This window comes from Fusibacter sp. 3D3 (assembly GCF_001748365.1).
Classification (GTDB): Bacteria; Bacillota; Clostridia; order Peptostreptococcales; family Acidaminobacteraceae; genus Fusibacter_A.
Genome location: NZ_BDHH01000002.1, coordinates 142,425 through 154,667, shown reverse-complemented (window position 1 = coordinate 154,667; position 12,243 = coordinate 142,425). Strand labels below are relative to the sequence as shown.

Here is a 12,243-nt window from a genome sequence, read left to right as displayed (position 1 = left end):
AATGGTTTCTTCTCAAATTATTTTTGTTACAGATATGTCAATTCTGCCATTAATGCGACAAAAAAGATGCCCGAAATATTACATTTTGATTTGAATGTTATATTTCGGGCACTTTTGTTATGTTTTGGGCAGTTAGGCGAAAAAACATTTTATTTTGAGTTTTGGGCGTCATAAAAATTTATTTTTCTTTGTAAGGTTTGCCGTGGCATTTGTAAAATTCGGGATGCTCTCGAGACATTGCCGCCAGTCTCTTGAATCGATTTTTGGATCAACTGGCGTTCTAAGGCTTCAACCGCATCTTTTATAGGTTGTAATTCGATCCCGTGGCTGATGATGTGCTCTTGTTCGATGGCTTTTATGTCCATGACGCGTTGCTTGATATGATGATACTCTAAAGTTTCTTCATATTTATGCGTATTGGATATGCCATATTGAAGAAAATGGTCCAGTTCTCTGATGTTACCTGGCCAATCATAGCGCGCAAAAAAATGATAGACACTTTTAGAGACTTTAGTGATGTTTCGATCGAGCTGTTGATTATATCGGGTGATGAAGAAGTCCATTAAGGCCTTAATATCTCCTATTCTATGGCGTAGAGGTGGAATGGCAAAATAGAGGACACAGAGTCTGTAATAAATATCTTGACGTAACTTATTGGACTGAATACACTTTAAAGGTTCTTCATTGGAAGCGCTGATAATTCTCACATCTATTTTTTTCTCTTTTTTACCACCGAGCCGACGCACATAGCCCTCTTCTAAGACGCGGAGCATTTTGGCTTGAAGCCCAATGGGCATGGAGTTGATTTCATCTAAAAATAAGGAACCGCCGTCTGCGAGCTCAAAGAGACCAGGCGCATCAATGGCCCCTGTGTAACTGCCCTTGGTTGCACCAAACAAGATGCTTTCAAGTAAATTTTCTGGAATAGCAGCGCAGTTCTGTGCAATAAAAGGGCCTGCTTTACGCTCGCTTGCATTGTGAACTGCATGAGCAAACAGTTCTTTACCAGTGCCCGTTTCGCCATAGATAAAAACAGGCGCTTTATTGTCGGATAAATGCCTGATTTGACTTTTGATATCCTCTATTTTAGAGTCGTTAGAAATTATATCATCCAAAGTATAGCGCGCTTGATCTGAGCCGAGGCGGTATTCAGGTAAAAATTTATGTTGAAAAATAGCCTTATCAATTTCAAAAATATATTTTTCGCGTTCGCCTTGTGAGGTGATATCTTTTGAAAGTTCAATGGCACCGATGATTTCGCCATTGGCTTTGATGGGAATTGAAACGTTCATGGTTTCGATGGTACAACCTGTGATGTCGGTAACCTTTTGAGTCTTCTTCTGTATAATTTTCTTTTGATTGATGGCAGAATAGAGCGTACTTGTTTTTTGATTAATGTTGGTAAAGACTTCATCGAGCTTTTTTCCGATAATATTTTTTTCAATCATCTCGGGATAAAAATTGGGATTGAATTTTATAGAGTATTGAATTTTACCTGTATTGTCGATAATAGTAACCCCATCGATGTATTCAATTTCTTGTAAAAAATCGTTTGATTTTGGTGACATAATCTATCCCCCTAGCAATCATCATATTATATCAACACTTTAATTCTAATATTATATCATGTCGTTGAAAAAATTGTGGTCTGAGTTTGGTGAATTTAATACCATGCACACCTATTTTGTGTAAACAAGAAAAAGTAGAAAAAGAGTGAACAGGCAGAATCTATAAATGTCTGCTAACTCTTCAGCTGTTTTTTCAAGCTTTTAAGCGGGATTCAAATTTACAAGTTTCAAAAGACCCAAGTTACAAAAAACACTTAAAAACTTAACAATATAGGAAGGGTTTACAAATTACAAAAAATATAATATAATAGGGATTGGCTTACAATTACATAATTGCAGAAAAATGAAAAAGGAGATTTAAAAATGAAAAAAAGTATTAGTTTAGTTATTATCGTGTTTTTATTAATGTCTCAATTTAGTTTTGCAACAAATTCAACTGGTGACGATGATTATTTAATTAAGTCAAAGATAGTTAAAGGAGAAATCACAGCAGCGGAAGCGTACGGTGGAGAGAGTCATGTACAAACTTATTCTCTAAACAGAATAAGTCCGGAAGACGCTACATGGGGTCAATATTATATTTTTAGTACTACTAAAGTTGAGAAGTATGGAGAGGCATTGAGCCAAAATATAAAGATTAAACCCGTTTGAAAAAGAGGTTTGAAATGTGCAGAAAAAAAACAAAAAATATGATTATTATCTTTGCTATACTCACACTAGTCATCTACTTAGGATATCAGGTGTGGGCTAAAACACCACATAGTGTAGTTGCGCAAATATATGAAAGCGGTTATGAGGGAAGTAATCCTGAAATTATGAAATTTTCTCAAATGATGAAGGATCTTAAAGATGAAGGTTATGCAACACCACTTGTGAGCAGTTGGTTTGAAGATGGGATTTGGATATCAATAGTGGATCTTTATTTATATGCCGACGAGGATGGGAGTGTATTAGACCATTGTCGTATTGATATACATTTTAAATCCAAAAGAGTACTTCAACATTTTTTCAGACCTGAAATATCAGAAGTAATTTATATTGAAGCTATTGTGTATGACAATTAGTATAGTCACAATAAATGAATAAACGAGAAGGCTTGCATCTCTAATATAGAGAAGCAAGCTTTTTTGTAAAAAGAAAACCGCTAGTTTTGCCAGTGGTTCCAAAGAGCTTTAGCGTGATCTTTCCTTCTTCAAGACTTGAAACATATCGGCTTTCTAAAATTTGCATGTGTAATTGTTTTTAGAGCCTCAATAGTCATGTCGGACACGATCTCCTCAAGCATCAATCCGTGTTCGGTCACACGAAAAACGGCCTGATCTGTGATGATGGTGTCAACGACGTTTTTTCCAGTGAGCGGGAGCGTACATGAGCGCAGTATCTTGGAATTGCCATGCTTATCGCAATGTCAAATATACTCGAATCAGGCAGTAATGTAATCGGTTGAGATGCTGCATTTGCAAAATCAGAGTCTTCTTTGCCGAATTCAGGTGTAGGACCGAACATTAATGCACCATTTTCGGTTTGAAAAATAATCTTTTTTTCTGGAGCAATATAATTGGCAACGACTACAGGTATTCCCAAACCTATGTTTACGACTTCGCCATTTTGCAATTCAAGTGCTGTCCGGTTGATCGCTACATTAATATTGTGAAATATCAATAATTCATAGTTTATAACCAATGGTTATAAATCAATTTTTAGGGGGATGATGGTAGGTGCCAAGACACTTTACACCAGAAGAAAAAAAGAATATTCAAGATAAGATTTTGGATGCAGGGATGTTTTTATTCACTAAATTTGGTGTCGGGAAAACAACGATTGAAGATATTACAAAAGAAGTCTGTGTTGGGAAAGTTTTTTTATATAATAGAGGCGCATTATCTGATTTATTACTAGAATATATTTTCGAGAACAGACGACACTTGCTAGAACATCCGATTTTGTCAAAAGCCTATGACCCATCAACGGTATCTTCTATTTTTGATCAGGCAGGCCATGATAGATTAAGAGAATTTAAACGTCTAAGCAGTGAAAGACTCAGTCGTATTATTGACAGCTGGATTTCGGAGAATCACTTAATCTGTCCCATCAGAACCGAGGTGGTAGCTGGGATGATGAGAAGTCTAAGTTTTTTGAATTATCATAAGATGGAGATCGGAGAGGATATTTTAGATGAAGTTGTTAGACGGTTTGCGGATGCCACAGAGATCATTGATAGCTTCCGTAACATTCGAAAAAAAATTAAAATGACTCGAACCCATGTAGAGAATCCGATCAAAATAGCGGTATCTCCATTTTTAGGGAATACCTGTTTTGGTAAAATTATCGCTGAGTTCTGTGAGTTAAATCCGAGTATACCGATCCATTATTTTGAGACCGATAAGCTTTCTTTGATTAGCCCAAACTATATGAAGGAAATGGATCTTTCCCTATTGTTATTACCACAGGAGGGCGTTGAAATCTCAAATGATTATCATATAAGTAATCTGAAGGCCTGCAATCTTATGGGAGTAGTATCTCGTCAGCATAAACTTGGAAAAATAAAAAAAATGATTTCAAAATCATATTTTTAATGAGTTCAATCTGAAATATGCAATGGCGTCAAATTGCTGCCTATTTGAAGAAGCGGATGAGAATAGTGTTTAAAGTAAAAGGTGTAGAGTAAATCAAACGAGATTTGCGATACATCTTTTTTTTAACACTCTGGGTAAGTAAAGAGGGATACAAAAATCGATTCAAATTGGTATAGACAAGTATACAAATCAGTGCTATAGTTTTTTTATAAGGTATTGAAGAGGTGATCATTTGTTTAAAGAATTAGAGACGCTCACAACAGAAAAAGTAAATGACAAAAGTAATCGGTTAGATCGTATGTCAACTCACGAGTTCGTAAAACTGATGAATGAAGAAGACAAAAAAGTCGCATTCGCTGTTGAAGCAGAATTAGAACAGATTAGTAAAATGATTGAAATTGTTACCTTGCAAATGAAAAAAGGTGGCAGATTGATCTACATAGGCGCAGGCACAAGTGGTCGGCTAGGAATCCTAGATGCCGTTGAATGTCCTCCGACTTTCGGGACAGATTCGTCTTTAGTCGTGGGCATAATCGCAGGCGGCGAAAAAGCTTTCAAGATAGCGGTCGAAGGTGCAGAGGACGATGAAACACTTGCAATTGAAGACCTAGAGGCGATAGGCCTAAACGCTGAGGATGTTGTCATAGGGCTTGCAGCCAGCGGAAGAACCCCTTATGTGATCAATGGCATCAAATTTGCGAGTCGTATAGGGTGTAAGACGGGTGCTGTGAGCTGTAATAAAAACTCTGAAATTGGAAAACATGCCTTAATTCCAATTGAAGTGGTCGTTGGTCCAGAAGTACTTACAGGTTCGACTCGATTAAAAGCGGGTTCTGCACAAAAGATGGTCCTCAATATGATCTCCACTGGTGTTATGGTCGGCATGGGCAAAATGTATAAAAATCTTATGGTGGATCTGCAGATGACAAACTTAAAACTTGTCGAACGTGGCAAAGGGATTATCATGAAAGCCACAGGTGTTGATTATAACATGGCCACGGAATATCTTGAGAAATCGGGTAAACACGTTAAAACAGCTATCGTCATGATAGAGAGTCAATGCTCATATGAAGAGGCAATTGTAAAGCTCAAGGGCACAGAGGGCATTTTATACAAAGCCATTGAGGAATCCATTAAAATATAAAAAGAGAGAGATCGGTATTTTGTTAAATCTTTTGGGTAAAAAGTGACATAGAGTCATTTTTATATAATAAAAGAATGGGGGACAAAAAAATGAAAAAGATCTTTAGTTTATTGTTGATACTGATACTCATGTTGAGTCTTACAGCTTGTGGGACTTCTAACACGGATGGTGGATCAACACCAGCGGCTGAGACGCCAGCAGAAAAGCACATTGTCAACTTGGGGATTACAGCTTTTCCAACGAATACGAATCCTTTTACGCAAACCATGCAAGCAGATCACAATGCACTGCGCATGTATGAATCCTTGGTTCAACAGGATGCAGCGACGCTTGAATTCAAGGGCGTACTTGCGGACAGCTGGAGTGTTTCTGATGACGGACTTGGATGGACGATTAAATTGAAAGAAGGCGTCAAATGGCATGATGGTGAAACCTTCGATGCAGATGACGTCATGTTCACTTATAGTGCGATTTTAGACAACTTGGAGAACGAAAATGCTGGGTTTAGTAGAAAATCCGACGTTAAATCCATTGAGAAAATCGAAAAAAAAGGCGATTATGAAGTACTGTTCACAACGAAAACACCAGTGGCCAATTTCCTCGATACACCACTTCAAGTGATCTATATTGTACCAGAGCACATCTTTGGTAAGATGTCTGTGGCAGAACTGATTGAATTTACAAATTCAAATCCGATCGGCACATCGCCTTGGAAACTCGTTGGAGAATTCAATGCGCAAAACACGGAACTTGAATTTGAAAGAAATGAAGACTACTATGGCACAAAACCCAATGTGGATGGCTTACTCTTCATCTTGTTTGAAAACTCAGATACGATGTATCAAGCGTTTAAAGCGGGTTCAATAGACATGTTTTCACCAAGTGGGACTCAAGCAGAGGAACTTGCAACTGATGCCAATGTTGAAGTGATTAAGAACTTGCAACCTAAATTAACGGAAATCGGTGTTAACAGTTCGGATGATCCGAGATCAACAGTCAACAAATCGCTTAAAATCAAAGAAGTAAGACAAGCGATCAACCTAGCACTAGACAAGCAAAAACTGATAGACGATGTTTTAAAAGGTGTTGGTTATGCAGGCACAACAATCGTGCCGACTTCAGCAGGTAAATGGCATCTAGAGGGAGAGCACGAGTACAGCCCTGAAAAAGCGATTGCCTTGCTTGAAAAAGCTGGATTTACAGATTTTGAAACCGTTCAAATCAGCGGTAGAGATGTAAAAGTTAGAAAAAATGCGGCAGGAGACACTTTAGTCTTCAGATTAGCACTTTTAACAGATGGCTATGCTTGGCATTACAGAGATAGTGCACTTTATATCGTAAAATGGTTAGAAGAAGTCGGCATTGGTTTAGAACTTCAATCTATGGATGGTTCTGCACTTGGAGATTTAATGGATTTAGAGTCTGATTCATTCTGTGATTATGACCTGTACATTTGGGGCTGGACACCGGGTTATGATCCAGGCTTCATTTTAACGGTGCTTACCACCGATCAAATCGGGGGTCGTCAAGAAGTCATGTATTCAAACCCAGAGTACGATGCACTAGTGGATTTACAAATCACACAAGTCAATGTGGATGAGAGACTAAAAACCGTTCATAAAGCACAAGAAATTATCCTAGAGGATGCACCTTATATTCCACTTTACTACCAAGGCGCTTATGATGCTTTTAGAAAAGACAAATATGAAGGCTTTATTCAATTTGCAGGAGATGGCACAATCTTTAACAATGAGACTTATATCAATATCAAACCTGTAGCGAAGTAATATTTTGACCTAATTGTAGGTCAGTGGATCTTTAATTCAAATGGAAAGAGTGTTCTGCTTTAGGGCACTCTTTCATTTGAATAAAAGGGTGAATATAACAGTGTTTCCTCACGATAAGTATGCGATATGATGGGGGTAATCAATGAATTCAAGGTATTTTGCAAAAAAAATATTTCAGAGTATTATTACGATTTTAATCGTGTTAACCATTAGCTTTATTCTCTTTAGAGTAATGCCTGGAGATCCCACCTCTATGTTCGTAAAAAGTGGTATCGATCCAGAAGTGGCTGCACAGATTAAGGCCAGTTATGGCTTAAATTTGCCAATCTATCAGCAGTATTTTGTCTATATAAAAAATGCACTAATGGGAGATTTTGGCACTTCCTTTTCATTCAAGAAGCCCGTTATGGAGGTCATAGGGAATCGATTGCCAAACACGCTCTTGTTGGCGCTTTGTGCTCAAACTTTAGCGATTGCCTTCGGAATCCTCTTTGGGACAGTGGCCGCTGCACATCGAGGCAAGAAAATTGATGTGGGTTTGCTGGGCATAGCACTTTTAATCTATGCGATTCCTGCATTCTGGTTCGGGATGGTTTTACTCGTCATCTTTGGCGTGAAGCTCGGCTGGGTACCTTTATTTGGGATGATGACACCAGGCCTTAGAAACGTCAGTACTTTCACCTATATCAAAGATGTAGCACACCATTTGATCATTCCAACGGTGACACTGGGACTGGCTATTTTTGGAAGCTACGTCATGATTATGAGAAGTTCACTATTAGATGTTTTTACAGAAGACTATATCAACACTGCGAGAGCGAAAGGGTTTAGTCGTAAATACATCATCAGAAAACATGCACTGCCCAATGCGATGTTACCGATGGTCACCGTAATCGCCACTTCGATAGGCTTTATTGTGGCAGGTGCCATACAAACGGAAACCGTATTCACGTGGCCAGGCGTTGGGACCTTGCTTTTAAAAGCGCTCACCACTAGGGATTATCCACTACTACAGGGATCTTTTCTAATCACAAGCTTTGCGGTAGTTGCGGCGAACTTTATTGCAGATATCATCTACATGTACATTGATCCGCGTATAAGATATGAATAGGGGGGTGGCGCAGTGGAAAAATTAAATCATAAAAAGCAGATTAAAAGAGATAAATTTGAAGTGAGAATGAGAAATTTCAAAAGATTCGCAAAATCCTTTTTTGGAAACCGGATTGGCACCATTGGATTTATAATGGTTGTATTGTTCTTCGTCATTGCTTTTGTTGGGCCTAAAGTCTACCCGTATTCAACTATAGACGTTGGAAAAGGACCTATGATGGCACCGCCATCTGCAGCGTTTATATTTGGGACAGATCATCTGGGGAGAGACCTCTTTGGCGCTATTATTCATGGTACGAAGACCTCTTTAATTGTGGGATTTTCAGCAGCTTTTATCTCGATCAGTATTGGAACCATCATCGGTCTGATTGCAGGTTTTATAGGGGGGAGACTGGACAGTCTGCTCATGAGATTTACAGATGGTATGATGGTTTTGCCTAAATTGCCACTGATTATGGTACTCTCTGCACTTTTAGGCACTAATATCAGAAACATTATTTTGGTCATCGGGTTTACAGGATGGACTGGAACGGCTAGACTTGTGCGTTCGCAAGCACTATCCATAAGAGAAAGGCCCTATATTGAGCGTGCGAAATCGATTGGGGCAGGTAGCTTTTATATCATGTACAAGCACATTTTGCCAAATGTGTTTCCAGTGATTTTTGCCAATACCATTTTGGCCACAGCATCAGCCATATTGGCAGAAGCCTCATTGAGCTTTTTAGGTCTTGGCGATCCGCTTTCGGTGAGCTGGGGACAAGTCCTCAATGGCGCATTTGTAAATGGTGCAGTGAGTATAGGCGCATGGTGGTATTTTGTACCGGCAGGGGTTGCTATCATTTTATTAGTACTCAGTTTCACTTTTGTAGGGTACTCTTTTGATGAAATTCTTAATCCAAAGTTAAGAGGTAGATAATATGAATGAGTCAGGTAGAAAAATTCTTGAAGTTAAAGATTTAAGCATCTTTTTTGATATCAGTTTAGGGACCGTAAAAGCAGTTGAAAATGTAGATTTTGATCTCTACGAGGGCGAATCTTTAGGTCTAGTGGGTGAGTCTGGCTGTGGGAAAACCACCACGGCACTTTCAACCATGGGCATGCTACCAGACAACGGCTACATTCATTCAGGTGAAATTCACTATGGGGGTAAAAACCTTGCACCGATTACTGAGGAAGAATGGCAGCTTTACAGATGGAACGATATCTCAATGGTATTTCAAGGCGCTATGAATGCCCTAAATCCTGTTAAGAAAATCAGTTTTCAGATTGCTGAGGCGATTACGCTTCACAATCCAGACATCAGTCAGAATGATGTGAAAACAAAGATTAAAGAACTCTTTAAATTAGTTGGGCTGGATGCCACGCGTATAGACAATTATCCACATGAATTTTCTGGTGGCATGCGCCAACGCGTGATGATCGCCATGGCACTGGCCTGCGATCCGAAGATACTCATAGCAGATGAACCGACCACGGCACTTGATGTGATGGTTCAAGCCCAAATTATTGATCTGATCAACAGTTTAAGGATCAAACTCAATATGAGCATGATTATCATTACACATGATTTGTCCATTATTTCTGAAACTTGTGATCGAATCGCGGTGATGTATGCGGGTAAAATTGTGGAAATTGGCAGTGTCAGAGATGTGATTAAGAACAGTTTGCACCCTTATACCAAGAAATTGATCGCTGCGTTTCCCAATATTTATGGTGAGAAGAAAATGATAGAGTCCATACCGGGATCACCTCCTAATTTATTGGATCCACCGAAAGGGTGCCGGTTCCATTTGAGATGTAGCGAGGCATTAGAACTTTGCAAAAGCATTGAACCCAAATTGATTCAATATGAAAAAGGCCACTTTGCGGCATGTCATTTACTAAGAGGTGATGCGAATGAATAAGTACATTGTTGAAGCAAAGGATTTAAAGGTCTATTTTAAAATTCGTGGCAGCTTTATAAATGACCTTTTGAATAAGGGCGACAAGATCGTTAAAGCAGTGGATGGCGTGAATCTGAGCATCAAAAAAGGTGAAATCGTTTCTCTTGTTGGCGAATCAGGGTCGGGTAAGACGACGACCGGTCGTGCAATGCTCAATCTTCAACATCATGAGGGACAGTTAAAGTTTGATGATGAAGAGTATAAGCTTAATGATAAAACGTGGTTAAAGGGCTTTCGAAAAAGGGCTCAAATGATTTTTCAAGACCCCTATCAGTCCTTGAATCCAAAATATATGATTATTGATGTGGTATCAGAACCCTTAAGGCTTATAGAGAAACATTTGACACAAGCTGAAATCAAAGAGAGAACGGTTCAAGCTTTAGAGTTTGCAGGGTTAAAACCAGGTGAGGACTACATCTATAGATATCCTCATGAACTCAGTGGTGGACAGAGACAACGTGTTGCCATTGCCGCTGTCTTTATTGTTTCGCCAGAGTTTATTGTGGCTGATGAACCGGTCTCTATGCTAGATGCGTCCATCCGTGCAGATATTGTGAAACTCATGTATGAAATGAAGGCACAAAAAGGGACTTCATATCTATTCATCACACATGATTTGTCATTGGCTTGGCTTATTTCAGATCGGATTGCCATTATGTACCTTGGTAAAATTGTGGAGATCGGACCAGCGGACATCATATCAGGTGGCTGTAGACATCCCTATACTCAGGCACTTGTAAGTGTACTTGCCAATGTGGATGTTGACAATAGACGTGAAAAGATTGTGTTAAAGGGAGAGACGCCTTCGCCAGTGAATTTGCCAAAGGGTTGTCGATTTCATCCGAGATGTCCAAATTTTAAGCCGAGATGTGGCGAGGAAGAGCCAGAACTTCGTGAACTCGAGCAAGATCAGTTTGTGGCGTGTCATTATCCAGATCGTATTTTAAAATTTGTAGATGAAAAATAGAGATTGCTATAAGAAAATAGAGGTCATTATGAGAGATCGATCCATTTTGTTAAAAGAAATAGATAACTGCATCACCAGTGGTGTACAAGAGGGCGTGTTTCCAGGGGCCAACTATTGCTTGGTGATCGATGACGTTGAATACTACGGGAGCTTTGGAAACAAAGCGACCACCCCTGTAGTAGAACCTAACCGATTGGATACAGTATACGACATTGCTTCGCTTACAAAGGTCGTCGGAACGACTACGGCGATATTGAAACTCGTTGAAGCAGGTCAGTTGAAGTTAGAGGATAAGGTGAGTCAATATTTGCCTTATATAGACAACGATATTGTGACGATTAGACATTTGATGACACACAGTTCAGGCTATCCCGCATTGACAACGGGGACCGAGGTGATGACTTCGGTTGAGCCATTATTGAGAGACCTTAGGTCTTGCACGTTAGAGTATGAGCCAGATTCCAAAGTCGTTTACTCCGATGTTGGATTTATGTACTTAGGCTTTATCATCGAAAAACTCACGGGTTCTTTGCCGCTCTACCTTGAAAAGCATTTTTTTGAACCTTTGAAAATGCAGGATACTTGTTTTAATCACAAGGAGATCGATCGAATAGCGCCCACGGAAATTTTCGGATTTCGGGGTCTGATCAGAGGCAGTGTACATGATGAGAAGAGCTTTTTACTAAAGGGTGTTGCAGGGCATGCTGGCCTCTACAGTACGGTGAAGGACCTGAGTCTATTTGCGAAGATGATCTTAAATCGGGGAGAGCTCAATGGGGAACGCTTTTTAACGGAAGAGGCCATAGAACTTATTCAGAGAAAAGTGATTCAAGCAGATGATGCGTACAGGAGCATCGGCTGGATAATTCGACAGGTATCAGACCATGAGGTCATCTATCACACGGGGTATACGGGGACCAGTTTACTCATAGATTTTGAAAAACAATTGGCTTTTATCCTGTTGTCCAATAGGGTCCATCCTACGAGGGCGAACATTCAAATCATCGGGTTTAGAAAAAGGCTTGAAGCCATTTTATATGAAAATTGCCATTGATCAGGCAGAACTTACCTGTGAGAGATCGGGGGCGATATTATTACAGAGGTCATAAATTTTTGTGAACAAATCAAAGGCAATATTCATTGTCACA

The 12,243-nt window shown here is 39.4% G+C and carries 12 protein-coding genes; 10 read left to right on the top strand and 2 right to left on the bottom strand.

Annotated elements, in window-relative coordinates:
• Positions 1 to 149 precede the first annotated feature (149 nt).
• Positions 150 to 1,568 (bottom strand): sigma-54-dependent Fis family transcriptional regulator, encoded by a 1,419-nt coding sequence (locus tag F3D3_RS02670; RefSeq protein ID WP_069870966.1) that lies wholly within the window; start codon positions 1,566 to 1,568, stop codon positions 150 to 152.
• A gap of 363 nt (positions 1,569 to 1,931) precedes the next feature.
• On the opposite strand from F3D3_RS02670, the gene F3D3_RS02665 reads away from it, so the two are divergent.
• Together F3D3_RS02665 and F3D3_RS02660 are read left to right on the top strand one after the other, a co-directional pair.
• Positions 1,932 to 2,219, top strand: coding sequence for a hypothetical protein (locus F3D3_RS02665; protein ID WP_069870964.1), 288 nt, complete (start codon positions 1,932 to 1,934; stop codon positions 2,217 to 2,219).
• A gap of 14 nt (positions 2,220 to 2,233) precedes the next feature.
• Positions 2,234 to 2,632 carry a hypothetical protein gene (locus tag F3D3_RS02660; RefSeq protein WP_069870961.1) on the top strand — a complete coding sequence of 133 codons (399 nt, stop codon included), beginning with the start codon at positions 2,234 to 2,236 and terminating at the stop codon, positions 2,630 to 2,632.
• A 235-nt stretch (positions 2,633 to 2,867) separates the two neighbouring features.
• On the opposite strand, the gene F3D3_RS02655 is transcribed toward F3D3_RS02660, so the two are convergent.
• The gene (locus F3D3_RS02655; protein ID WP_069870960.1) at positions 2,868 to 3,251 is read right to left on the bottom strand and encodes a CoA-transferase; all 384 of its coding nucleotides are present in this window, start codon (positions 3,249 to 3,251) and stop codon (positions 2,868 to 2,870) included.
• Between the two features lie 35 nt (positions 3,252 to 3,286).
• On the opposite strand from F3D3_RS02655, the gene F3D3_RS02650 reads away from it, so the two are divergent.
• The 8 genes from F3D3_RS02650 to F3D3_RS02615 all read left to right on the top strand — a co-directional run bounded on the left by F3D3_RS02650 (position 3,287) and on the right by F3D3_RS02615 (position 12,149).
• A complete protein-coding gene (locus tag F3D3_RS02650; protein WP_069870959.1) occupies positions 3,287 to 4,144 on the top strand; it encodes a TetR/AcrR family transcriptional regulator in 858 nt (285 codons plus the stop codon).
• 232 nt (positions 4,145 to 4,376) lie between these two features.
• Positions 4,377 to 5,288, top strand: a complete 912-nt coding sequence (gene murQ, locus F3D3_RS02645; protein ID WP_084388774.1) for an N-acetylmuramic acid 6-phosphate etherase — start codon at positions 4,377 to 4,379, stop codon at positions 5,286 to 5,288.
• Between the two features lie 89 nt (positions 5,289 to 5,377).
• Positions 5,378 to 7,075 (top strand): ABC transporter substrate-binding protein, encoded by a 1,698-nt coding sequence (locus F3D3_RS02640; RefSeq protein WP_069870958.1) that lies wholly within the window; start codon positions 5,378 to 5,380, stop codon positions 7,073 to 7,075.
• 142 nt (positions 7,076 to 7,217) lie between these two features.
• A complete protein-coding gene (locus F3D3_RS02635) occupies positions 7,218 to 8,186 on the top strand; it encodes an ABC transporter permease (RefSeq protein ID WP_069870955.1) in 969 nt (322 codons plus the stop codon).
• Between the two features lie 12 nt (positions 8,187 to 8,198).
• Positions 8,199 to 9,101, top strand: coding sequence for an ABC transporter permease (locus F3D3_RS02630; RefSeq protein ID WP_084388772.1), 903 nt, complete (start codon positions 8,199 to 8,201; stop codon positions 9,099 to 9,101).
• 1 nt (position 9,102) lies between these two features.
• Positions 9,103 to 10,089, top strand: a complete 987-nt coding sequence (locus F3D3_RS02625; RefSeq protein WP_069870953.1) for an ABC transporter ATP-binding protein — start codon at positions 9,103 to 9,105, stop codon at positions 10,087 to 10,089.
• On the top strand, positions 10,082 to 11,095 hold the full coding sequence (locus F3D3_RS02620) for an oligopeptide/dipeptide ABC transporter ATP-binding protein (RefSeq protein WP_069870951.1): 1,014 nt from the start codon (positions 10,082 to 10,084) through the stop codon (positions 11,093 to 11,095). The genes F3D3_RS02625 and F3D3_RS02620 overlap by 8 nt, the downstream gene beginning before the upstream one ends.
• On the top strand, positions 11,085 to 12,149 hold the full coding sequence (locus F3D3_RS02615) for a serine hydrolase (RefSeq protein ID WP_084388770.1): 1,065 nt from the start codon (positions 11,085 to 11,087) through the stop codon (positions 12,147 to 12,149). Before F3D3_RS02620 ends, F3D3_RS02615 begins: the two co-directional genes overlap by 11 nt.
• The last annotated feature ends 94 nt before the right edge of the window (positions 12,150 to 12,243 follow it).